22 protein-coding genes are annotated in these 22,709 nt (G+C 67.7%); 8 read left to right on the top strand and 14 right to left on the bottom strand.

The genetic code is table 11. The features are described from left to right. Positions 1-13 precede the first annotated feature (13 nt). From VMT40_RS01395 to infA, 13 genes are all read right to left on the bottom strand, one after another. Entirely contained in the window at positions 14-991 is a 978-nt protein-coding gene (locus VMT40_RS01395; protein WP_326356163.1) for a nitrilase-related carbon-nitrogen hydrolase, read from the bottom strand. Between the two features lie 79 nt (positions 992-1,070). Next, positions 1,071-2,033, bottom strand: a complete 963-nt coding sequence (locus VMT40_RS01400; RefSeq protein WP_326356164.1) for a helix-turn-helix domain-containing protein — start codon at positions 2,031-2,033, stop codon at positions 1,071-1,073. A gap of 110 nt (positions 2,034-2,143) precedes the next feature. Beyond that, on the bottom strand, positions 2,144-2,998 hold the full coding sequence (locus VMT40_RS01405) for a nitrilase-related carbon-nitrogen hydrolase (protein ID WP_326356165.1): 855 nt from the start codon (positions 2,996-2,998) through the stop codon (positions 2,144-2,146). Between the two features lie 83 nt (positions 2,999-3,081). Then, positions 3,082-4,062 (bottom strand): AraC family transcriptional regulator, encoded by a 981-nt coding sequence (locus VMT40_RS01410; protein ID WP_326356166.1) that lies wholly within the window; start codon positions 4,060-4,062, stop codon positions 3,082-3,084. Positions 4,063-4,336: 274 nt separating this feature from the next. Continuing rightward, positions 4,337-5,260 (bottom strand): helix-turn-helix domain-containing protein, encoded by a 924-nt coding sequence (locus tag VMT40_RS01415; protein WP_326356167.1) that lies wholly within the window; start codon positions 5,258-5,260, stop codon positions 4,337-4,339. Between the two features lie 413 nt (positions 5,261-5,673). After that, complete coding sequence (gene truA, locus VMT40_RS01420; protein ID WP_326357159.1) at positions 5,674-6,507, bottom strand: tRNA pseudouridine(38-40) synthase TruA; 834 nt, start codon at positions 6,505-6,507, stop codon at positions 5,674-5,676. Positions 6,508-6,608: 101 nt separating this feature from the next. Next, positions 6,609-7,115, bottom strand: coding sequence for a 50S ribosomal protein L17 (gene rplQ, locus VMT40_RS01425; RefSeq protein WP_326356168.1), 507 nt, complete (start codon positions 7,113-7,115; stop codon positions 6,609-6,611). Between the two features lie 53 nt (positions 7,116-7,168). Further along, entirely contained in the window at positions 7,169-8,227 is a 1,059-nt protein-coding gene (locus VMT40_RS01430; RefSeq protein ID WP_029923719.1) for a DNA-directed RNA polymerase subunit alpha, read from the bottom strand. 106 nt (positions 8,228-8,333) lie between these two features. Beyond that, on the bottom strand, positions 8,334-8,939 hold the full coding sequence (gene rpsD, locus VMT40_RS01435; protein WP_326356169.1) for a 30S ribosomal protein S4: 606 nt from the start codon (positions 8,937-8,939) through the stop codon (positions 8,334-8,336). A 21-nt stretch (positions 8,940-8,960) separates the two neighbouring features. Next, positions 8,961-9,374: a 30S ribosomal protein S11 gene (gene rpsK, locus VMT40_RS01440; RefSeq protein WP_029923717.1), complete on the bottom strand. Its 414-nt coding sequence runs from the start codon at positions 9,372-9,374 to the stop codon at positions 8,961-8,963. A gap of 9 nt (positions 9,375-9,383) precedes the next feature. After that, the gene (rpsM, locus tag VMT40_RS01445) at positions 9,384-9,755 is read right to left on the bottom strand and encodes a 30S ribosomal protein S13 (RefSeq protein ID WP_326309472.1); all 372 of its coding nucleotides are present in this window, start codon (positions 9,753-9,755) and stop codon (positions 9,384-9,386) included. Between the two features lie 179 nt (positions 9,756-9,934). Continuing rightward, positions 9,935-10,048, bottom strand: a complete 114-nt coding sequence (gene rpmJ, locus VMT40_RS01450) for a 50S ribosomal protein L36 (protein ID WP_033085975.1) — start codon at positions 10,046-10,048, stop codon at positions 9,935-9,937. A gap of 120 nt (positions 10,049-10,168) precedes the next feature. After that, positions 10,169-10,390, bottom strand: coding sequence for a translation initiation factor IF-1 (gene infA / locus VMT40_RS01455; RefSeq protein ID WP_040804562.1), 222 nt, complete (start codon positions 10,388-10,390; stop codon positions 10,169-10,171). Between the two features lie 329 nt (positions 10,391-10,719). Between infA and VMT40_RS01460 the strand changes: the two genes are divergently transcribed. From VMT40_RS01460 to VMT40_RS01470, 3 genes are all read left to right on the top strand, one after another. Beyond that, a complete protein-coding gene (locus VMT40_RS01460; protein ID WP_326356170.1) occupies positions 10,720-13,857 on the top strand; it encodes a MinD/ParA family ATP-binding protein in 3,138 nt (1,045 codons plus the stop codon). 228 nt (positions 13,858-14,085) lie between these two features. Beyond that, positions 14,086-14,322, top strand: coding sequence for a hypothetical protein (locus VMT40_RS01465; RefSeq protein ID WP_326356171.1), 237 nt, complete (start codon positions 14,086-14,088; stop codon positions 14,320-14,322). Next, entirely contained in the window at positions 14,319-16,184 is a 1,866-nt protein-coding gene (locus VMT40_RS01470) for a serine/threonine-protein kinase (RefSeq protein WP_326356172.1), read from the top strand. The genes VMT40_RS01465 and VMT40_RS01470 overlap by 4 nt, the downstream gene beginning before the upstream one ends. 96 nt (positions 16,185-16,280) lie before the next feature. Here VMT40_RS01470 and VMT40_RS01475 read toward each other — a convergent pair whose 3' ends face one another. After that, complete coding sequence (locus VMT40_RS01475; protein WP_326356173.1) at positions 16,281-16,787, bottom strand: DUF4254 domain-containing protein; 507 nt, start codon at positions 16,785-16,787, stop codon at positions 16,281-16,283. A gap of 178 nt (positions 16,788-16,965) precedes the next feature. On the opposite strand from VMT40_RS01475, the gene VMT40_RS01480 reads away from it, so the two are divergent. Genes VMT40_RS01480 through VMT40_RS01500 form a run of 5 tightly spaced genes read left to right on the top strand, consistent with a single transcriptional unit; the run spans position 16,966 to position 22,639 of the window. Next, positions 16,966-17,805 carry a GntR family transcriptional regulator gene (locus VMT40_RS01480; protein ID WP_326356174.1) on the top strand — a complete coding sequence of 280 codons (840 nt, stop codon included), beginning with the start codon at positions 16,966-16,968 and terminating at the stop codon, positions 17,803-17,805. Beyond that, entirely contained in the window at positions 17,802-18,470 is a 669-nt protein-coding gene (locus tag VMT40_RS01485) for a GNAT family N-acetyltransferase (protein ID WP_326356175.1), read from the top strand. The genes VMT40_RS01480 and VMT40_RS01485 overlap by 4 nt, the downstream gene beginning before the upstream one ends. Positions 18,471-18,474: 4 nt before the next feature. Beyond that, positions 18,475-19,695, top strand: coding sequence for a DUF7373 family lipoprotein (locus tag VMT40_RS01490; RefSeq protein WP_326356176.1), 1,221 nt, complete (start codon positions 18,475-18,477; stop codon positions 19,693-19,695). Between the two features lie 4 nt (positions 19,696-19,699). Beyond that, positions 19,700-20,959: a DUF7373 family lipoprotein gene (locus VMT40_RS01495; protein WP_326356177.1), complete on the top strand. Its 1,260-nt coding sequence runs from the start codon at positions 19,700-19,702 to the stop codon at positions 20,957-20,959. 12 nt (positions 20,960-20,971) lie between these two features. Continuing rightward, complete coding sequence (locus VMT40_RS01500; protein ID WP_326356178.1) at positions 20,972-22,639, top strand: serine/threonine-protein kinase; 1,668 nt, start codon at positions 20,972-20,974, stop codon at positions 22,637-22,639. Positions 22,640-22,709: the final 70 nt, after the last annotated feature.

Here is a 22,709-nt window from a genome sequence, read left to right on the forward strand (position 1 = left end):
CGAGGGTGGTCGCTCAGCAGGCGGCGGTGCCGTTGGGGTAGGTGCCGAGGGTCATGGGGAGGGCCCAGCGGTCGGGGCCGGATTGCCAGCCGGTGGCGGCGCGGCGGGAATTGCGGCGGGTGGAGACGAGCGACTTGCGGTCGCGGGGGGATTCGTATTGCGGCTGGTCGGCGGTGGCTGCGCCGATTTCCAAGTCGGCGTAGAGGATTCCTTGCTCGCCCTCGTCGAGGGAGGCCACCACTTCGGAGCCGTCGGCACCGTAGATGCGGGCACGACCGGTCGGTCCGGTGGTACGCGGGCGGGGCATGCCGCCCCATGCGGCTTCGCCGACCACTGCGGTGGGCGCGAGCACGTACGCGCCGACCTCCAGGGCGTACATGCGGCAGACCGTGGCGCTCGAATCCGGGCCGGGCACATCACCTTCGGGATTGGCGGGCCAAGCGGCCACGTGAATCTGTTCCTCGTCGGCCCGCAGCGCGCGCGTGAGCAGCGGGCGCTGATTCTCCTGCCCCGAGAGCGCGCCGTACTTTCCGATCGGGGTGTGATGCACGGCGGGCAGGTTCGGAGTTCCCGAGGCGAATATCTTGCGTTCCACGCTGTTCAACCCGGCCTTGCGGCGTACCGACAGCAACTCGCCGGAATCGTCGATCACGGCCTGTGACAGATAGATTCGCCGGTCCTGCCGCTCACCGAATCCGAGCACGACGTGAATGCCGTGCGCGGCAGCGGTTTCGGTGATGGCCCGCATTTCCGCGCCATCCCGAGTCATCGAATTCTCGCGGCAGCGAGTCGAATACTCGACATTCCACTGATTGGTATCGATCCAGCGCCACCACGGATATCCCGGGAGAAACGCCTCCGGGAATGCGATCAACCGGGCACCGCGCGTGGCTGCCGTTTCGATCAGTTCGACGACCTGCTCGACGCCGTCGGACAGCCGCAGCCAGCTGGGTTCGGCCTGGACGGCGGCGACTCGCACCGTAATCCTCATCGCTTATCCCTCATGGAACGTGATGCTTGCCAAGACTTTCCGACCGAACAATGGCGATGAGTGCCGAATCACCGACTGATCATGCCAATGCGCGAAATGCCCCGGGAGTTGTCCCCATTTCCAACCGGAAGCTTCGGTAGAAACTACGCTCGGTAAGGAATCCCGACGCTTTCGCCACCGCCGATAGCGGCAACTGTGGCGCATTCCGCAACAGATCGCAAGCACGTTCGATTCGCATGCGCCGCAACACGGTTCCGGGCCCGCCCTCGAACTCGCCGAACACCCGGTAGAGCGTACGCCGCGACATTCGGCAGCCTTCGGCGATTCGATCCACTCCGAGATCGGGATCGGAGCAATTGTTGCGCATGAACGCCAGCACCCGTTGCCGATTCAGCGCGTCCGCGGACTGGTCACGCGGGGTGCGCCCCGATGCGGCGACCACGGCGGCGGCCAGCAGATCCATTCCCGGATCGGCCAGCAATGCCGCCCCGGTGGGGTCGGTGCGCTGCAATCCCGCCACGCCCCGAAAGAATTGGGCTACGATTCCCGGCGCGGTATCGCTGGAAAATATTGTCGCCGTGGGAATCTCCCGATTCTCCACGCCGTAGCGTTCACGCAATCGACTCAGCGGCACCTGCACGACGACCTGTTCGAACTCCCCCTGCGCATCCCAGTGATAGGGACGGGTGCTGTCGTAGAACGCAATTCCCCCCGGTCCGACATCGGCGATCCGGCCGTCCTGATGCAGTCGCGCCACGCCCACGGTCGGAATGCTGGCCAGCAGGTACTCATCACTGGTGCGACTGATCAGCGGCGCGGTACGCGCAATGACCTGCGGCGTGGAACCGATCACGGACAGATCTAGTTCGTCGTATCGCGCATGCTCGATATAACCATGAAAACGACCAGTCGGTTTTGGAGCCACGGCCAGCGGCACATACGCGGCGTTCACCTGGGCTTCCCAACGCTCGAATGCCTCCGCCGACGGCTGCTCCGGTCCGGATCGCACCTCGATGCGATTGACCGCTCCTGACGCGTCCACTCCCCGTCCTCGATGACAATGCTCGGCCTCACGGACGGCCGAATACGTGGGGAGAGTGTGTCAGATCGAGCCATAGGGAGCCAATGCACGAATCGGTACGCCTTGTACCACTACGCCGCCGACTCGAAGCTGAGGTCCAGCTCCAGATCCGCGTACAGCAAACCCTGTTCGTGCCCGCTCAGCGGCGACGCCAATTCCTCACCGCCCGGCGCGAAGATGCGCGCGTGCCCGCCCGGCCCGCGCACCAGCTGCTTGGCGGGCTCGCTGCCGCGGCGGCTCTCACTGCCCGCCACGTCCATCACCGAGCACGCCGCGATCACGTTCAGCTGCCCGACCACCGCGTACCAGAGCGTGGCCGCATTGTTCACGCGCACACCCCAATCCACGTCGCGCGCCACGATGAAGCCCGGCCAGGACACCACGTGGATCTGCGCCCCCGTGAGCTCCAGCTCGCGCCGCGCCGGGAGATGCAACTGCTCGGAGCCGCCCTGCACCGCGATGCGGCCGATGCCGGTACGGAACACCTGCGACTCGCCGGGCTCACCGCATCGGAAGATCTTGTGTTCCAGCGGCGTCAGCTCGGGCTTGCGACGGACTCCGAGCAGCACCCCTCGGTCGTCGATGAGGCACTGCGACATGTAGAGCGCGCTGCCACAGCGTTCGCTGAACCCCAGCAGCACATGAATGCGATGCCGTCGCGCGGCATCGGCGATGCGGCGGAACTCGGTGCGGCCCACCGTCATCGAGTTGGTGCGATACCGCGCGAAGAAGCCCTGACCCCAGCTCACCGAATCCAGCCACAGCCACCACGGGTAGCCGGGCAGGAAGGTCTCCGGGAACGCCACCAACTGCGCACCGCCCGCGGCCGCGTCCTCGATCAGGTCGATGGCCTGCGCGACACCGGCGCGCAGATCCAACCACCGCGGCTCGGCCTGGACGGCTGCGACTCGCACCTTGGTAGGCACCTCGGCTCCTTCGACGGATCGGATGATCTGTGCAATCACCCTTCGCCGAACGCGTGCCGCTAACAGCGACATACCGTGCCGAGCTACCGACCGCGTGTGCCTGCGTCCAGTTGGGACCGGAATTGGCCGGGCGTCACGCCGGTTTCCTGCCGAAATGCCCGGTAGAAATGCCTATCGGTGGCGAACCCGGAGGCCGCGGCAATCGCCGAGAGCGGCCGATTCGGATCGGCGCGCAGGAGTCTGCGGGCGTGTTCGACCCGCATGCGGCGCACCAGGGCCGCGGGGCCGCCGATGTCCTCGCAGACCCGGTAGAGCGTGCGGCGCGAGACCAGGCAGGCGTGCGCCACCTCGTCGACGGTGAGGTCCGGATCGGTGTAGCGCTTGCGCAGCACCGCCAGCACCTGCTGGCGGGTGTACACCGAATCGGCCGGGGCGGGCGAGCTCTGCCCATTGGCCAGCAGCACCGCCGAGGAGAGCATGGAGGTGACCTGAGATTCCAGTACGTTTGCCGCACGGTCGGTTTCGTTGACCGGCAGCACGGCCATGCCCCGGAAGAAGTCCGCCACCACCCCCATGGCACCGGTGGTCGGCATCGCCTTGGCAATCGGTAGTTCGTCGCGTAGGAGCCCGGCGTGTTCGAGCACCGCCGACATGGGCGCGCGCACGATGGTGGACACCGAGTTCTCGGTGGTGCGGCTCTCGATCGGGCGGGCGCTGTCGTAGAAGGCGATGGTCCCGGCCCCGCCCTCGGCGAGCCGACCGTTCTGCTCGGTCCAGTTCGCCCCCTCCACAACAATATTCACCAGCAGGAAGTCCGCTCCGGCCTGCTCGAGCTGGCGCTTGGTGCGGACCAGGCGCTGCGCGCTGGCCGTCATCAGGGTCAGGCTGGTGCGATCGACCTGGGTGCTGCGGACCTTGCCGTGCCAGTGGCCCTTGCCGAGCGGTTCGATGATCGACGGCAGGACGGCGTCGGCGACGATCGCCTCCCACTGTTCGAATGCCTGCCGCGCGGATACCTCGGAGGTGGTCGATACTTCGGCGCTGGCAGTGGACGCGATACCCACACCGCCATCATTCCATTACCTGGCCGCTGGCAAACTGCGAATGAAGCCGACGGATGCGACGAAACAGACCATTTGCCCGGATTTTTCGCGCCGGATGCTCATGAACGAGGGTGCCGATCACACGGCGAAGGAAGAGGCCGCACGCCCGGTCGTCGGCGGCTCGAGGCGGCGACCGGGCGGCGCGTGTCTCAGTATTGCGATCTCCGCGCGCGCTGTGACTGCCCGCCCGTGCCAGATGACTGCCAATTCGGGTCACCCCCTTTTCACCCTCTGATCAGGCATGACGCGATCGGAATTCGCCAGGGGTCATACCGGTTTCGCGTTTGAAGGCCCGATAGAACTGGCGCTCGGACACGAAGCCCGAGGCGCGCGCCACCGACAGCAGCGGGCGGGTGGGATCGGTGCGGATGAGCGCGAGCGCCCGCTCGACCCGCATGCGCCGCAGCATGGCCGCCACGCCGTCCTCGCCGTGCTCGAACATGCGATACAGGGTGCGGCGGGAGACCGCGCACGCACTGGCCACCTGATCGATGGTGAGATCCGGGTCGGCGTAATGACTCTGGATGTAGCCGAGCGCCTGCTGCTTGGCGAGGGCGTGCGCGGGTTCGTCGCGCGGGAGGTCACCCGCCGCCAGCTGCACCACCGAGGCCAGCAGTCCGGTGCCGTGCCGGGCCAGTTCCGCCGCCTGATCCGGTGCGGTGTACTGCAATTGCGCCAGGCCACAGAAGAACCGGCCCACGATTCCGGCCGCGCCCTCGGGGGGAAACCGTACGGCCGTGGGCACCCGGTCCGCCGGAACGCCGGAGGCCACCACCACCTCCGAGAGTGGCACCTGGACCGCCACCACGCCCCAGGACTGCTCGAAATGCGCGCTGAACGGGCGCGAACTCACGTGCAGCGTGAGCCCGCCGTCGGCCAGTTCGCCCACCCGGCCGTCCTGTTCGAGCCAGCCGTGCCCGTGCGTGGTCACGCTGGCGAACAGGATCGCTTCCTCGGGTTCGTGAATCAGCCGCGGGATCCGGCTCAAATGCTGACCGCTGGCGGTCACCGTCGAGACGTCGATGCCGTCGAACCTCGACTGCACGATTCGCGCCCGAAACTCCCCCGCCCGCACCGGAGTCACCACCAGTGGCACGTAGGCCGCGGCGACCACGGCTTCCCACTCCTCGAATGTCTCCTGCTGCGAAACCTCCGGCATGGATCGAACCTCCACCACCGCAGGCGTGGCGCCGCCCCTCATCGCCCGATTCTCGCACCCCACCCCCACCCCGAACCCCCAATTCCCTTAACAACATCCAACTTTCACCCACCCGCCCGAATTTCCCGATTGCCCGCAACTTGCGCATTGAATCCCCATCAAGGACATGCCCTTTCAATTGCATCGTCATCCGCAATCACCCCCGCCTATCGCATTCCCACCACCCACGACACCATCGCCAGGCTCCGCACGATCCAACCGTGTGAGGATCGGAAGCGGATTCGAGTTGACCCCGGAAAATCAGATTCGGACCGGTGCGATGTGGGTAGACCACCGCGGCCGAAACTTCGCGCCCCTGAGGCGTATTCGAACGCGTTCGGGCGAAACGCGAGGCGGGCGGCAGCAGTGGGCGGTCAGTCGCCGCAGCAGCCTTCGGGGGTGGGGGCGGTGCGGAGTTCGCGGGTTTGGGCGTTGCGGGTGGCGAGGTCGGCGTCGGCGGGGTAGTCGACGGCGATGAGGGAGAGGCCGTGGGCGGGGGCCACGGTAACGGAGCTGGAGCGTTCGCGTTCGTTCAGCAAACCGGCGATCCAGGCGGGGGTGCGGCGGCCCTCGCCGACCGCGAGGACGCCGCCGACGAGGCTGCGGACCATGGACCAGCAGAAGGCGTCGGCGCTCACGTAGGCGGTGAGGAGGTCGCCGTCCTGGGCCCAGTCGAAGCGCTGGAGTTCGCGGATGGTGGTCGCGCCCTCGCGGCGGCGGCAGAACGCCGCGAAATCGTGCAGTCCCAACAGGTTTCGGGAGGCTTCACGCATGGCGTCCACGTCGAGGCCGGGGCGGACGGGGACGACGCTGCGGGCCTGGAGCGGTTCCGCGCCGTAGGGAGCGGTGGTCAGGCGGTAGGCGTAGTGGCGGCGAATCGCGGAGAAGCGCGCGTCGAATTCGGGCGGCGCGAGCCGGGCCTGCTTGACTCGCACGTCCTTCGGGAGGAAGCGGGCCAGGCGGTGCACCAGCTTGGGTCCGTCCACCTCGGTGTGCGTATCGAAGTGCGCCACTTGCCCTTCCGCGTGCACCCCGGCGTCGGTGCGCCCGGCCACGGTCAGCTGAATCGGCTCGCGCTGCACCTTGCTCAGCGCCTCCTCCAGCACCCCCTGCACGGTGCGCAGGCCGGGCTGACGCGCCCAGCCGGTGAAATCGGTGCCGTCGTAGCTGATGTCCAGCCGTACCCGAATCGAAACCGGTTCGGGCATCGGAACCTCTACGGTCACAGCGATCTCCTGGTTAACATGGAGAAAGCCCGCCGACCCGGAGGGGACGGCGGGCTCACTCATGGGCTCCGAACGGTGCGGAATTACTCCGCAGCCTTCTCCTCGGCGGCCGGGGCGTCCGCCACGGTCTCCTCGGCGGCATCCTCGACCTTGGCCTCTTCGGCAGCAGGCGCCTCGGCGGCCTTCTGCGAAGCGGCGACGCGGCGAGCACGATCGGCCTCGTTGGTCACGGTCTTCTCGCGAACCAGCTCGATGATCGCCATCGGCGCGTTGTCACCCTTGCGGGGGACGGTCTTGATGATGCGGGTGTAGCCACCCTCACGGCCCTCGAACGAGGGACCGATCTCCGCGAACAGGGCGTGCACGACGTCCTTGGAGCGGATCACCTTCATGACCTCGCGACGGTCGGCAAGGGTGCCGCCCTTCGCCTTGGTGACAAGCTTCTCGGCGTAGGGGCGCAGCGCCTTGGCCTTGGCCTCGGTGGTCGTGATGCGACCGTGCTCGAAGAGCGCCGTCGCCAGGTTGGCGAAGATCGCCTTCTGGTGCGACGCCGTCCCGCCGAAGCGGGCACCCTTCTTGGGCTTGGGCATTGTTTGAATCTCCTGTGTTGAAGGCCGATTCGGGGCGCTACACCCCGAATGACCTAAAGCTGTTCGGTCTCGGCGTAGTCCTGCTCGCCGCTGTCGGTGTCGCTGAACGAACCGCTGTCGCTCCAGGTGCCGCTGGCCGCGTCGTAGCCGACGACGGAGGACGGATCGAAGGAAGCCGGAGAATCCTTGAGGGACAGGCCGAGCGAGTGCAGCTTGACCTTGACCTCGTCGATGGACTTCTGACCGAAGTTGCGGATGTCCAGCAGGTCCGACTCGGTGCGGGCGACCAGCTCGCCGACGGTGTGCACGCCTTCACGCTTGAGGCAGTTGTACGACCGCACGGTGAGATCCAGGTCCTCGATCGGCAGACCGAACGAGGCGATGTGGTCCGCCTCGGCCGGGCTCGGGCCGATCTCGATGCCCTCGGCCTCGACGTTCAGCTCGCGCGCGAGACCGAACAGTTCGACCAGGGTCTTGCCCGCCGACGCCAGCGCATCCCGCGCGGAGATCGAGTTCTTGGTCTCGACATCCAGGATGAGCCGGTCGAAGTCGGTGCGCTGCTCGACACGGGTGGCCTCGACCTTGTACGTCACCTTGAGAACCGGCGAGTAGATCGAGTCAACCGGAATCCGGCCGATTTCCGCACCCGACGCCTTGTTCTGCACGGCCGGGACGTAGCCGCGACCGCGCTCGACCACGAGCTCGATCTCCAGCTTGCCCTTGTCGTTCAGGGTGGCGATGTGCATGTCCGGGTTGTGCACGGTCACGCCCGCCGGGGGGACGATGTCACCGGCGGTGACGGTGCCCGGGCCCTGCTTGCGCACGTACATGGTGACCGGCTCGTCCTCTTCGGACGACACGACCAGACCCTTGAGGTTCAGGATGATGTCGGTGACATCCTCCTTCACGCCCGGGACGGTGGTGAACTCGTGCAGCACGCCGTCGATGCGGATGCTGGTGACCGCGGCACCCGGGATGCTCGAGAGCAGGGTGCGGCGCAGCGAGTTGCCGAGGGTGTAACCGAAGCCCGGCTCCAGCGGTTCGATGGTGAACCGCGACCGGTTCTCGGACACGACCTCTTCGGTCAGCGTCGGTCGCTGTGAAATCAGCATTTCTTCCTCCTTCGGACGCCCACTATTTGACGCCCACTGTTGGGAGCTGTTGCGGCCCTGAATGATTCAGGGCCACAACCAGCGATGCGCTTGACGCGCAACCTAATTACTTCGAGTAGTACTCGACGATCAGCTGTTCCTGGAGCGGAACATCGATCTGCGCACGCTCGGGGAGCTGGTGCACCAGGATGCGGAGACGGCCCGGGACGACCTGCAGCCAGCCGGGGACCGGACGGTCACCGATGGTCTCGCGGGCGACCTGGAACGGCAGGGTGCCAGCCGACTTGTCCTTGATGTCGATGATGTCGTACTGCGACACCTGGAACGACGGGACGTCGACCTTCACGCCGTTGACCAGGAAGTGGCCGTGCGACACGAGCTGACGAGCCTGACGACGGGTCCGAGCCAGACCGGCGCGGTACACGACGTTGTCCAGCCGGGTCTCGAGCAGACGCAGCAGGTTGTCGCCGGTCTTGCCCTTCTGGCGGTTCGCCTCTTCGTAGTAGCGGCGGAACTGCTTCTCCATCACGCCGTAGGAGAAGCGAGCCTTCTGCTTCTCCTGCAGCTGGAGCAGGTACTCGGACTCCTTGATCCGCGCGCGGCCGTGCTGGCCCGGCGGGTACGGACGACGCTCGAACGCCTGGTCGCCTCCAACGAGGTCGACACGCAGACGACGCGACTTGCGGGTGATAGGGCCGGTATAACGAGCCATTTTTCTACTCTTCCTTTCCCGCTAGACGCGACGCCGCTTGGGCGGACGGCAGCCGTTGTGCGGCTGCGGGGTGACATCGGAGATCGTGCCGACCTCCAGGCCCGCGGCCTGGAGCGAACGGATCGCGGTCTCACGGCCCGAGCCCGGGCCCTTCACGAACACGTCGACCTTCTTGACGCCGTGCTCCTGCGCCTTGCGGGCAGCGTTCTCGGCAGCGAGCTGCGCGGCGAACGGGGTGGACTTACGCGAGCCCTTGAAACCGACGTGGCCCGAGGACGCCCAGGAGATGACGTTGCCCTGCGGGTCGGTGATGGACACGATGGTGTTGTTGAACGTGCTCTTGATGTGCGCGTTGCCGTGGGGGACGTTCTTCTTGTCCCGGCGACGCGACTTCTGAGTCTTCTTCGGGCCAGCGGCCCGGCTCTTCGGAGGCATGCGCTATCCCTACTTCTTCTTGCCGGCGACGGTCTTCTTCGGACCCTTGCGCGTGCGGGCGTTGGTCTTGGTCCGCTGGCCACGCACGGGCAGGCCGCGGCGGTGGCGGATGCCCTGGTAGCAGCCGATCTCGATCTTGCGACGGATGTCGGCCTGCACCTCGCGGCGCAGGTCACCTTCGACCTTGAAGTCCTGCGCTTCGATGAAGTCGCGGAGCTTGGTCAGGTCGTCATCGCTGAGGTCCTTCGACCGCAGGTCCGGGCTGACGCCCGTCTCCGCGAGGATCTCCTTGGCGCGGGTCCGGCCGATGCCGAAGATGTAGGTCAGTGCGATCTCCATGCGCTTTTCGCGCGGGAGGTCGACGCCCATCAGACGTGCCATGGTTGGCGTTTCCTTACTTTTGCGGAGGTCTGCTCCCTGTCCGTCCCCTCGTAAGTGGGGCCCCGGCCTCCGTACCGGGGGTGGGCCGCCGTCCGTCCCCTACGGGACTCGGCGACGGCGGTTGGCGCTGGGAGTGCTTCTAATTGCCAATCCGAACCGCGTTCGGTGCTTGGCGGAGATCAGCCCTGACGCTGCTTGTGGCGCAGGTTCTCGCAGATCACCATGACTCGCCCGTGACGGCGAATCACCTTGCACTTCTCGCAGATCGGCTTGACGGACGGCTGAACCTTCACGTCAGATCCAATCTGGGTCGGTGTTCACTGGCCGTGAACACAGTTTTTCCCCGGCCCGATCGACCGGGGAAACCCGGAGCGCATGGCCCCGGAAATCTTTGGCGCTCCGCGAGGAGCGACTCACTTGTAGCGGTAGACGATGCGTCCGCGAGTCAAGTCGTAAGGCGACAACTCAACGACGACGCGGTCCTCAGGCAGGATGCGAATGTAGTGCTGCCGCATCTTGCCGCTGATGTGGGCCAGAACCTTGTGACCGTTCTCCAGCTCGATCCGGAACATCGCATTGGGCAACGGCTCGATAACCCGGCCCTCGACCTCGATGGCCCCTTCCTTCTTCGCCATATCCTCCGCGATCCCGGTTAGGCTGAACCTGGTTGGTTCAAGCTCATTACGGCAGGTCGGCGCAGAAGTTCGTGATGCATGCTGGCCGACCCGGTGACATACTCACTGGAGGCGGCATCAGGACATGCCACAGCCACTATGTAAGTCACCAGCCGCCTAGCTTACCCGTTTCCCCAGATGCGGCCAAATACGGGTGCTGTGACGTGCCCCTATCCCCTGCGAACCCCGATACGCCGGGCACAGCCTTGTCCTCGATGGGCACAGCCTTGTCGAAGCTCGCTAAACTACGCCTTGTCCAGCAAGATCGGTCGAGCACCCCGGGGGTAGATGTGAGTCGCGAGAACGACGGCCTCCCCATGCTCCCGCCCTGGCTGTCCGAGAGTGACGTCACCGACACCGGTTACGAGGCACCCGTCCAGAACCTCCCCCACGACGACCTGATCCCGGAAAAGAAGAAGGGCGGCCGCCGAATCTTCGGCAACCGCAACCCCCGCAAGGGCCCGATCCCCGACCCGGCGACCCCCTCCCCCACGCCGACCCCACCCACCGCGCCGCGCCCGACCAACCCGACCCCTTCGCGCCCCGATCCGGTCACCCCCGCCGAGTCCGACCAATGGACCCCGCCGCGCCCAGCCACGCCAATCCCCCAACGCGACCCCGGCACCCACTTCAGCCTCCCCTCCCGCGGCACCCAACCCCCCGCCGCCACCCAGCCAACCAACGGCCAGGGCTCCACACCCGGACAGCCGTATTCGGGGCAGTCGCCGATGGCGCAGCAGGGGGCCGGGCCGCGGTTCGATATGCCTCCGGCCAATGGCGGGCAGTTCTCCCAGCCCTCGGTTGGGCCGGAAGCGGCTCAGCCGGGCCAGCATTCGGGACCCGAGGGTGCGGCGGCCAGCCCGTTCACGGTGCCGCCCACACCTGCGGTGCCCGAGCCCCGGCAGGCGAGTGCGTCCCTAGCGGGTCCCTCGATGGCGGGCACCCCGACCCCGGTGAGCCCGGCCGACCCCGCCACCCGTGCGCCCCTCCCACCCGCTCCGGGCGAATCCCATGCGGCGACAGCCGATCCGGCCCCGCAAGCCGTGCGCCCGCCACTGCCCCCATCGCCGGGCGAGCTCGACTCCGCCGATCCCACCGCGGGCGATCCGGCCGCCGCCACGACCAAGATGTCGACCCCGCCGATCCCACCGTCCCCGGGCGAGCTCGACGCCACCGGCTCCGGCATCATCGCCCCGGCCGATCCGAACACCCGCTGGCCGATCCCCCCGGCCCCCGAAAACGCTTCGGCCGCACCCCAATCGGGGGTCCCTCAGCCCACCCCGGCGGTAGCGTCCGTCCCTGTCCCGAACACGACGGCCGCCGCCCACGAACTCCTGGACGCGCAACTGGCCGATCTCGGTGGCGCCCTCCCCGGCCCGAACGCGCCCGCCGGAGGCGAGGCCACGTCCACCCCGCAGGCCCCGGAAACCGGTCACGCGGCGACAGACCACCCCGGCACCGACTCGACCAACGCCCAGAATCCCGACCGCGACGGCGATTTCGACCAGCCGATGACCCCCGGCCGCCACCGCGCCGCGGACGTCCCGCTACCGCTGCCCTCGGACACCCCCCACGGCGGCCCGGCACCGACCGCACCGCAAGGACCCGGACCGCTGCCGCAGCAGATGCCGGGTCCCGACGCCCCGGCACCCGGCGGCCAGTGGATGCCGCCCGCCCCACCCGTCCCCGGCGTACCCGTGTGGTCGGCTGCACCCAATGCGCAGGTGCCGCCGCTCGGCCCCGACCCCCGCCACCCGGCGGGAGCCGTTCCCCCACACCTGAACCCGTGGGCGCAACCAGCCAACAGCGCGGACAACACCGACCCGGACGCGAACCCCTGGTCCAACGCCCCCATGTCCGAGGCGGCCGCCGCCGGACTCACCACGCGCCACCCAGCCGCCCCCACCCAGGGCCAGAACGGCATTCCCGCCCACCCCCAGCACCCAGACGCCCAATCGCACTGGGCTCCAAGACCACCCGAGACCGGCGGCCAACCCCCGGCCACCAGCACACCCGGCCAGATGCCGTGGGGCCCACCGAATCAGCAGATGCACCCTGGCGCCCCCGTTGCGCCCGCGCCGGGCCAGCCCGGGGTCGGTGGTCCGATGCCGTGGAATACCGGTGGGCAGCCCTTGGTCGGCACACCGGGCCAAGACGGTTCCGGCCAAGAGCAGGCTCCGGCCTATCCGGATGGTCATATCGTCGGCGAGCCGGGTCGGCCCGGTCCGGGCATGCCCGGATATGGCTCCGGCGGAGTGAATCAGACCCCGTGGGCAGCACCGGGTTCGGAGCAGCCCGGCGGTTATCCCGGTGGGCCCGGACAGGGGTCGAATGGGCCGTTGAGTCCGGGGCAGGCGTTCGGGGTTCAGGGGCAGGCGGGCGAGGCCGGGCCGTACGGGTCGGGTGTGCCCGGGCAGTATGGTGCGCCGACCGGGCAGTACGGGCAGGCCGGGTATGGGGGTCCCGCACCGCAGTGGGGGGCGAATGGGCCTGGCGGGCATGGGCCTTCGCTGGATGATGTGCAGGTGCGGCGGGCCAAGAAGGCTCCGGGGTCGGGGTGGCGCAAGGCCGTGCATCACCTGTCGGGTGGGTCGATCAATCCCGGGATGTCGGCCGAGGAGCGGCGGCTGCAGGAGTTGGTGGCTCGGATTCGGCAGCCGGTGCGCGGTGATTATCGGATCGCGGTGCTGTCGTTGAAGGGTGGTGTCGGGAAGACGACGACCACCATGGGGCTGGGTTCGATTTTCGCCTCGATTCGTGGCGATCGCGTGATCGCGGTGGACGCGAATCCGGACTTCGGAACCCTGTCGCAGCGCGTGCCCTTGCAGACGCGGTCGACGGTGCGTGACCTGTTGTTGGACGAGCACATTCAGCGCTATTCGGATGTGCGACGCCACACCTCGCAGGGCAGTTCCCGTTTGGAGGTGCTGGCCAGTGAGCGCGATCCGGCGGCGTCGGAGGCCTTCAGCGAGGAGGAGTACCGCGCGGTCGCGCGGATTCTGCAGCGCTTCTACAACATCATCCTCACCGACTGCGGTACCGGCCTGATGCATTCGGCCATGGCGGGTGTCCTGGATCTGGCGCATTCGCTGGTGCTGATCTCGTCGTCGGCCATCGATGGCGCGCGCAGCGCCGCCGCCACCCTGGACTGGCTGTCCCTGCACGGCCACGACCATCTGGTCCGCAATGCCGTGGTGGTCATCAACCTCCCCCGCCCGGGTGCCCCGAATGTCGGAATCAACCAGCTGCGCGACTATTTCCTCTCGCGCTGCCGAGCGGTCCACATCATCCCCTACGACCCCCACCTGGGCGAGGGCGCGGAGATCGATCTGCACCGCCTGAGCAAACCGACCAAACGCGCCTACGTCGAATTGGCGGCAACGGTGGCCGACGATTTCATCGCCGACCCCCGCCGCTATCGCGGCTGAATCGAATCCCTTCGGCGGCAGGAAGTTCAGACCCCTCACCCGCACATGACACGGCACCGAACCGGTGCTAATTTGTGCCTGGTTCGCGCTGCGCGGTTCGGCGCGAACCGGATACGAATGGCTGGCAGCCCGCTGTTCAGCGGTGATGAGGGTTAACGCATGCGTCTGAGGTTCCGGCGATCGTCCGTGGCCGGAATTGGTTGGCGACAATGCCTTCGATCGGCGGCCGTGGCTCCGCCTCTCACCCCTTCCGCGCCTCTCACCGCCTTCCACGCCGCCGCCGCGCGGCCGACCCCCACCTCGGTCCGGTATCGGATGCGAAACGCCAAGGCCCCCGCGTCGTCTCCCGACACGCTGGCCGACGACCCCGAGAACTCGGAGTACACCTGGATGCGTAATGCCCACGACACCGATATTCGGCAGCCGACCGCCGCGCGGTACGCGATCCTGGCGGGTGCGCGATGAAGGCGCTGCTGCCCGATGATCCGCGCTGGATCGGCCCGCATCACATGATCGCCGCGGTCGGCCGCGGTGGCATGGGTCGCGTGCTGCTGGGTCGGACGCCGACCGGAAAACTGGTGGCGGTCAAGCGGATTCCCCGCTCGCACATCGAGGACCTGGAGTTCCGGGCGCGCTTCCAGCGGGAGTTGGAGACCGCCCGCCAGTTGGCCGACGCGTCGACCGCGGCCGTGGTGGACTGCGATCTGGATGCCGCGCGGCCCTGGCTGGCCACCGAATACCTTCCAGCCCCGGATCTCTCGGCCGTCATCACGGCCTGCGGTCCCCTGCCCCCGTCCGGCCTGCGCCTGCTGGCGACGGGCCTGGCCACCACCCTGCTCGACATGCATCGCGCGGTACTGGTGCACCGAAACCTGGTGCCCGGCAATGTCTTGCTCACCGCGGACGGCCCGCGCATCATCGATTTCGGCATCGTCCACCCGCGCGACCCGGTCCACCCGCGCGACCCGGAGCAGCCGACCGAGCACGCGGAAGGCACCCCGCCCGATCCGACCGTCGCGCCGTTCCGGGCTCCCGAGCAGGCCGCGGGCCAGCCGGTGACCTCCGCCGCCGACATCTACTCCCTGGGCATGCTGCTGGTGCTGGCCGCCACCGGATCCGCGTCCGCTACGCCGGATTTGCAGGCGGTCCCGCATTCACTCCGCAAACTCGTGGAATCTTGTCTGGCCGCCGATCCCGCGCATCGCCCCTCGGCCCGCCAGCTGTTGGAGCAGGCCGAGCGGATTCCCGCGGAATCGGCTTGGCCGCAACAGGTTCTGGAGTTCATCGAGGCGCATCGGGTGGACGCCGAGTGGTGGGCCTCCACCGGTGAGCAGGAGACGCGGTATCGGGATCAGCTGGCGCGCATCGACAGTCGACGGCGACGCACCATCGTCTGGGCGGCCGCCGGTGCGGTGGGCCTGCTCGTGGCGGGCGGCGCGGTGGCGGTATTGAGCCAGTCCTCACACGCCGAGGGACATGCCCAGCCGCGCACGAACCCGTCGCTGGATCTGAAGGCCTCGGAGTTGCGCCTGCTGGACTTCTGCGCGGTCCTGGACAAGGCGGTGGCCGGGAAGCTGGGCACCCGCGTCGGCGACCCGCAGACCGCGCCCGAGGGCGGCTGCGCCACCACGGTGCTGGACGCCACCCAGCGAAAGGTCCATTACACCTTCGACATTCCCGACCATGCCATCGGCGTGGACCGGCTGACCCCGACGGGCAAGACGGTGGGCCGGGCCCCGATCCTCAGCGCCGGACCCGCGGACAACACCTGCGACACGGCGGTGGTGACACAGTCCGGCGGCGCGGTGCCACTGCGCATGTCGGTCGAGCAGCTCGATCCCGCCGCACAGCCGGGCGCGGCGTGCACGGCGGCCGAGCAGGCCCTGACCGCGGTCGTGCAGCAGCTCACCGAGTCCGTGCCGCAGCGCCAGGCACCGCCGAATTCGGTGCTGCGCCTGGACCCGTGTGCGGTCCTGCCGGACAGCATGATTCGCGAGATCACCGGTGACCCCGTGGACAATCAGCGCAGTCCGCACGCGTGCGCGGCCATCGGCCACGAGGGCTCGGTGCGCGTCGATCTGGTGGACGAGTCGCGACCCGACCGGGGTGCGTGGGTCTACGAGACCCGACCGGTCGGCGAGTTCACGACCTATGTCCTCGGCGCGAGTACCGCGAACGATTGCGATCTAGGTTTTGTCGTGCACCCGACCGAAAATGACAATGCGGAACAGATCAAACTGACCGTGTCCGATCTGTCGAATTCACCGGACGCTTGCGGCAAAGCGGAAAAACTTCTGGCCGACGCGATTCCACGTTTGCCGAAATGATCAAGTGGGTATCGCGCGCGATATAACCGCGACATTTTCGGGCGAAACAGATGGCGGTCCGGGCCACCGGGGCCCGGACCGCACAAAGTTTCGCCTTTACCAGGCGGGCAGTCGACGCCTACCCGCGAGCACATCGCGCACGAGATCATCATAGGCGTCGGACAATTCAGCTAAATGGTGCCAAGCGCCGTGCAACATTTCATCATTCGCGTCAAGGGTCATCAACGCGTGATGAGCGCGGACCGACGCCTCGGCGAGACGGTCGATGACCGATCCGACCGTTTCGGTGTGCAGGGTCGCGCCCAGGCGGTGCTGGGGGACCGAGCGCACGATCCAATCGTCAATGGCCATAACCAATTCGATTCGGCGGCGCTTGTTTTCGATGATCGAGGTCGGGTCCGTTTCCGGCCCCACCCCGCCGCGTCCGACCACTCGCCGCTCGTGCAGCACCGCGAGATCGTGGGCGAACCACAGTAGAGGTCCGCCAATGACCCGGTGACCGCGACAAGCGCGCAGGAGTAGGTCGGAGGTCGGTAATAGGCCGGAAGCCAGCGACTGGGCCTCCATGTCCGCATACGAAGGAGACACGTCGGGCAATGCCACAACGACCGTGTTTGATGTCTCCGAACCTGCCACGTTGCCTCGCGTTCTTCGACGTATAACAACACCGCATTCAGGACGTTCATTACAATAAACCTCAGAATGCTGCTGTCAAGCCTTACACGGCAGTAGTACTCACGGAGTAGACTTCACAGCCTTGAAGCAACAACCGAGGAGCGAGATGGCGGACGGTCCGAGATATCAACGGATCGCAGACCTCCTCCGCGAGGAGATCCGCGCGGGCAAGTGGGAACCGGGCGATCGACTACCGAGTCACAACGAGTTGGCCGAGCAGATGCAGGTCTCGATAACGACGGCTCGCAACGCAATTCAACTTCTGGTCGCCGAAAACCTGGTTTACACAGCGACTTCCCGGGGCACGATCGTGCGCAGCCAGGAAGTCCTGGAATCTGTTGTGACGAACCATATTCGACCGGATCGACCGAAGGCGACGCAGGACATCTTCTCCGAGATCGCGCGCGCGGCGGGCCGGGAGCCCTCCAAAGTGTTCAGTGCCAGAATGGAACCGGCCAGTTCGGAGGTCGCGCACTGGCTGGGGGTGGCGCGCGACGAGTGGGTGGTCTCCCGCACGATCATGCAGTACCTGGACAACGAGCCCTGGTCCTGGGAGGTCAGCTTCTATCCGCGAGATCTGGCCGAGGCCACCGGAATCGACGCCCCGCACGACATTCCGGAGGGCACCACGCGACGGCTGGCGGAGCGCGGTTTCGCCGAGACCGCGCATCGCGACACGGTCGTCGCCCGGCCCGCCACCGCCGAGGAGGCCGCCCTCCTGGGTGTCGGCCCCGGCACGATTCTGCTCGATCATTTGCGCATCGGAGCCAACCACGAGCGCGTCACCCGAGTGACACGGCATCGTTCCACCGCTGCCCGCAACCGGCTGGCATACGAATTGGGCGACGCCGAGGGAACGGACATTATTCGTAAAACCTTGGGCGCGCCTTGCCCGCCCGGAAATTCCCATTCCTTCGGCAATTCCTTGCTACCCGGCTCGCCATGACCCCGCACCTGCGTCCGGCCTGTCTCGCCGATCTAGGGACCATCACCCGGTTCCGGCTGCAACGTACGAGCTGGCTGGCCGCCCGCGGCAGTGACCAGTGGACCCGGGCCGGACGGGGTCTCCCCATCGAGACCTTCGTCCGGTCCGTGGCCCACGCGGTCCGCAATGGCGAGACCTGGATCGCCGAGGTCGACGGCGAGGCGGCGGGCACCATCACCGTCAATGACCGCGCCGACGAGAACCTCTGGTCCCCAGGCGAGTTGGCCGACGCCGTGATCGTCCACTACATGATCGTCGACCTCCGCTTCGCCGGAAACCGCATCGGCGAATCCCTCCTCGCCCACGCCGCCACCCTGGCCCGCCTGCAACACCGCTCCTGGGTCCGCCTGGACGCCTGGACCACCAACAAGGACCTCCACGCCTACTACCGCCGCTCGGGCTTCCGCCTGTCCCGCATCGCGGGCCCGGAGGCCACCGGCCCCTCCCGCGCCCTCTTCGAACGCCGCACCGCCACCTGGCCTCTCACCCACCCCCTCACCCTCTCCACCACCGAGACCACCCGCTTCACACTGAATCCCACCCCCACCTGGTCCCTGCCCCCGCACCCGTTCGTCCGCCCGCATCCCGGTGTCATCCCCGAACCGGGCCCGGCTCCCACCCCCTGACGTCGTGCGCGGGGTGCGAAAGCTGCTGACGGGCGCGGCAATCGCGCTCGTGCTGGCGGTGAGCGGCTCCGGAACCGGCCCCGCCGAGGCTCCGATCGATCTCCGCGGCCTCGACACCGGAGGCTACGAGACCCGACCGCAGACCTTCGCACCGAAGACTCATCCCGACCTGGTGGCCCACTGGATGGAGGGCGAGCGACTGGCCGAGGACATGCCGCTGACTTCGGAGATCGATCCGGAGCTTCAGGTCAACGACGCCGCGACGGTCCATTCCTTCATCCAGGCGCAGCGGGACTACTTCCAAACCATGTTCGATTGGTTGAACATCGACGACTTCGAGACGGACACACCGGGATTCCTCGCCGGGTTCACCACCACCGGCCAATCCCACCCCGCCCTGGAGATCTCGCGCACGCTGTCGGACACGGCGCTGCTGTTCGACACCGACGCTCAGGCGTCCGCCGCCGCGGCGGCTCTGGCGCGCAGTGGATTCCAAAATATCGACCTGCTCGGATTGGGCCCGCCTCCGACGACAGAGGCCACGAGTTCGCCGCGTTTCCCGAGCGCTTTCCTGTCCTGGCGTCCCGATGATCAGGTACTCGCGGGCTGGTGGGCCACGGGCCGATTCGTGATCGTGGCGGTGACCCAGGACGCGGAGAACCACGCGCTGCACCGGTCGGATCTCCCCTCCCTGGTGCGGCGGGTCGAGGCCGCGTTCGCGCTCACCGCCGAACGGCTGCGCCATCATCCGATCCATACCGCGGCCGAGTCCGAACGGATCCCGCTGGACCCCGACGGCCTGCTGCGCATCACCCTGCCCCGGCCCGCCGGTGACTCCTACATCAATCCGCCCGGTGTCTACAGCCCCCGCGGCGATCTGCATTTCGCCGAAGATCCGGCGGCGGTCGCGGACATGTACCGGCGCGCGGGCGTGGACCGGATCGCCTACGGCGGAACGACATTGACCCGCGCGCGCGATCCCGAGGCCGCGCGGCGACTGCTCGCGGAGGATGCGGCCCCGAGCAAGTTCTGGCGGCACGCCGATTCCCCCAAGGGCCTGCCCATCGCGCACTGTCAGGAGTACCACGGGCCGAAGCAGGACGTGGTGCGCTACTGGTGCGGGGTCAGCTTCGGACGCTACGTGGCGGACGCCTGGTCCAATCAATTGGTCGATGCGCAGCAACGCATTTCGGCGCAGTACATGATCCTGGTCAACAGTAGGTAGCGGTATGCGGTACGACGGCTCGAAGACCCTGCTCTCCGCCGTCGTGGTGTGTCTGATGGCGGTCGCGGCTGTCGGCTGCGGCGTGCGCGGCACCCCGACTCCCGGCGAAATCGATATCCGCACACTGGATGTCGGCAACTATCCGACCGAGCCGCTGGATTACCGCACCGAGTATTCCCATGATTCGCTGTTCGTCTCCCGGCTCGGCATGGCGCGGTTGGCCGGGGCCGTGGCCAATGGCATCGACATCGATCCGGACCTGCGGCACACCGTGCAGCTGACCGGGCTGCCCGACGATACCGGTTCGACCGCGTGGGTGCTCTCCGATGCCGCCGCCCCGGTGCTCGACCGCTACCACCTCCTGTTCGGAGTCTCGGTCACCACCAGCACACAGCCGCTCGAGGATCGGGTAGATCCCTATCTGGATGCGTCGAGCATCCGCCCTTACCTGTACGGCACCGCGCCCAGCGCCGACGCGACCAGCGTCAATATCGTGGTGCTGCAATTTCCGGACGAGGCGGCGGCCCGGGACGCGGCCACCGACATCGAGGCCGCCGACTTCGGGGCCGCCGACGCGAACCAACCGGTCACGCTCGACTCCTATCCGCAGGCCAAAGCCCATTGGCAGCCGGGCATTCCGAGCCTGGGCACGACGGTGGCGCGCGGCGACTATGTGGTCAATATCTTCGTGCAGGTGCCGCAGCCCGATCTGCCCACGCTCATCGCGCGGACACGGCGGGTTCTCGACCTTCAGCTACCGATGCTCGACCAACTGCCGCCACTGTCGGATCGACAGCTCCTCGAGCTCGACTACGATCCGGACGGCATTCTGCGCCGCACCCTGCATCCCGACGACAGCGAGTTGCCCAGGTTCCCTGAGGAATCCACGGTAACCACACACGGATTCCTGAATGTCACCGAAGACGTCCCGACCTGGAAGGACCTGTTGGGCCGGGCCGGGGTGGACCGGGTCGGCCAGGTCGACAAGACGCTGCTGTTCCGGGCGCGTGACGCGGCGGCCGCATCCGCGCTGTCCGCCGGGATCGCCGCGGTGGTCATCCACAGGACCGACGCTCCACCCGGAGTCCCGGACGCGTTCTGCTACACCCAGCCGCTCTCCGAGGAGGGCACGGATTACGAAAAGGTCTTGTGCGCCGTGCATTACGGCCGATACGTGGGCATCGTCGAGAGCGAGCAACTCGAGGACGCCCATCAGCAGGCGGCCGCCCAGTACGCTTTGCTCGCGGTCAGCGCCTACGAGTAGGACACTGTCCGTATGTCGATCGGCGAGGGCAACATGTCGATCGGTCCCGGCAGCATTGGTCCCGGCAGCTCGATCGGCCCCGGCAGCTCGATCGGCCCCGGCAGCTCGATCGGTCCCGGCAGCATTGTGGGCGGATACCGCATCGAGCGGGTGCTGGGCAGCGGCGGCATGGGGACGGTGTATCTGGCCAAGCATCCGACGCTGCCCCGCCACGACGCGCTGAAGGTCCTCGACGCCCGTCTGACCACGGACCGGGTCTTCCGCACCCGCTTCGAGCGCGAGGCGAATCTGGCTGCCTCCCTTGATCATCCGAACATCGTGACGGTGCACGACCGCGGCGAGGACCAGGGCTTCCTCTGGATCGCCATGCAGTACGTCCCCGGCGTGGACGCCGCGGAGGTCGCCGCCACCGACCCGGATTCGATGACGGTGCCGCGGGTGCTGCACATTGTCACCGAGATCGGCCGCGCCCTCGACTACGCCCACGCGCGCGGCATGCTGCACCGCGACGTCAAGCCCGGCAATTTCCTGCTGTCCCCGCAGGAGGACGGCGGCGAGCGAGTCCTGTTGAGCGACTTCGGCATTGCCAAATCCCTCGAGGACGCCTCCGAGCTGACCGAGGTCGGCCACGTCCCCGCCACCATCCCCTACGCCTCCCCCGAGCAGCTCTCCGATCCGCCGACTCGCCTGGACCACCGCTCCGATATCTACAGCCTCGGCTGCGCCTTCTACCGTCTGCTCACCGGGCATCCACCCTTTCCGGGTTCGCTGCCCGTGGCGATCCAGGCGCACCTGAACACCCCGCCACCCCGTATCACCGACGAACGCCCCGATCTCCCAGCCGCTCTCGACGACGTCCTCGCGACGGCCATGGCCAAGGATCCGAAGGCCCGCTACCCCAGCTGCCACGCCTTCACCGAGGCCATCCGCTCGGCCCTGTCCGGCGCGCCGTCGGATGGCCAGCCCACGCCCGGCGGTTGGGGCCGCCGACCCGCGCCCGGTGTGGTTCGCCTGCTCGCGCACGGTGTGGGCCGCCTGCTCTGGAACGGTGTGGGCCGTGCGCTCGTGCCCGGTGGGGGCGCGCGCCAACGCATCGCGCTCGCCGCGATCATGGCCGTGGCAGGCTTGGCGCTCACCATCGGACTTTGGCCCACCCATGGCCGAAGCACGCTCTCCGACAGCACGACCCGTGCCACCGTCACACCGACCGCCGCCGCGGCGACACCGCAGTCGGTCGCCGAGGCCCGCCGCCAGAACCCGGCCTTCAACGGCAAGGTCATCGTGGCCATCGACGTCACCGGCGAGAGCGGCTTCACGGTCGACCTCGCCATCCACCTGAAGCCCAGTCCCCCAACCCAATTCCTCGAGGATCTGGGCTTCGTCTACCACCTCGACTACTCCCGCAATGGCGACGAGCCGTCCCCGCGCCCGGTGAAGAGTTCCGACAGCGCGGGCTTCCTCTCCGACGTCCGCACCGGTTACATCCTCGCCGTTCGCAGCGACTCCCAGGCCGGTCGCGGCGGCGAGTGGGGCTTGCCCGATGCGGTGAAAGCCCACCCCGCCAAGGTCATCGTCCTGGACGACCCGGCCGCCGTGGACGCCTTCCGCCACTGGACCGACCGCTCCGAGCCCACCCTGCTCGCCACCCTCGTCCCCAAACTCCGTGCCCAAGTGAGTTAGCACGGTGCCCAAGCGAGTCAGCACCGCGCCCAAGTGAGTTAGCACCGTGCCCAAGTGAGCCCGCAGCGCG

It is taken from the genome of Nocardia sp. CDC160 (assembly GCF_035818795.1).
Taxonomy (GTDB): Bacteria; Actinomycetota; Actinomycetes; order Mycobacteriales; family Mycobacteriaceae; genus Nocardia.

Excerpts from the sequence above, each read along its gene's own strand:
- VMT40_RS01395 (WP_326356163.1), bottom strand. The coding sequence starts at position 991 with ATGAGGATTACGGTGCGAGTCGCCGCCGTCCAGGCCGAACCCAGCTGG.
- VMT40_RS01415 (WP_326356167.1), bottom strand. The coding sequence starts at position 5,260 with ATGCCGGAGGTTTCGCAGCAGGAGACATTCGAGGAGTGGGAAGCCGTG.
- truA (WP_326357159.1), bottom strand. The coding sequence starts at position 6,507 with ATGCCCGAACCGGTTTCGATTCGGGTACGGCTGGACATCAGCTACGAC.
- rplQ (WP_326356168.1), bottom strand. The coding sequence starts at position 7,115 with ATGCCCAAGCCCAAGAAGGGTGCCCGCTTCGGCGGGACGGCGTCGCAC.
- VMT40_RS01430 (WP_029923719.1), bottom strand. The coding sequence starts at position 8,227 with ATGCTGATTTCACAGCGACCGACGCTGACCGAAGAGGTCGTGTCCGAG.
- rpsD (WP_326356169.1), bottom strand. The coding sequence starts at position 8,939 with ATGGCTCGTTATACCGGCCCTATCACCCGCAAGTCGCGTCGTCTGCGT.
- rpsK (WP_029923717.1), bottom strand. The coding sequence starts at position 9,374 with ATGCCTCCGAAGAGCCGGGCCGCTGGCCCGAAGAAGACTCAGAAGTCG.
- rpsM (WP_326309472.1), bottom strand. The coding sequence starts at position 9,755 with ATGGCACGTCTGATGGGCGTCGACCTCCCGCGCGAAAAGCGCATGGAG.
- infA (WP_040804562.1), bottom strand. The coding sequence starts at position 10,390 with ATGGCGAAGAAGGAAGGGGCCATCGAGGTCGAGGGCCGGGTTATCGAG.
- VMT40_RS01470 (WP_326356172.1), top strand. The coding sequence starts at position 14,319 with ATGAAGGCGCTGCTGCCCGATGATCCGCGCTGGATCGGCCCGCATCAC.
- VMT40_RS01480 (WP_326356174.1), top strand. The coding sequence starts at position 16,966 with ATGGCGGACGGTCCGAGATATCAACGGATCGCAGACCTCCTCCGCGAG.
- VMT40_RS01485 (WP_326356175.1), top strand. The coding sequence starts at position 17,802 with ATGACCCCGCACCTGCGTCCGGCCTGTCTCGCCGATCTAGGGACCATC.
- VMT40_RS01495 (WP_326356177.1), top strand. The coding sequence starts at position 19,700 with ATGCGGTACGACGGCTCGAAGACCCTGCTCTCCGCCGTCGTGGTGTGT.
- VMT40_RS01500 (WP_326356178.1), top strand. The coding sequence starts at position 20,972 with ATGTCGATCGGCGAGGGCAACATGTCGATCGGTCCCGGCAGCATTGGT.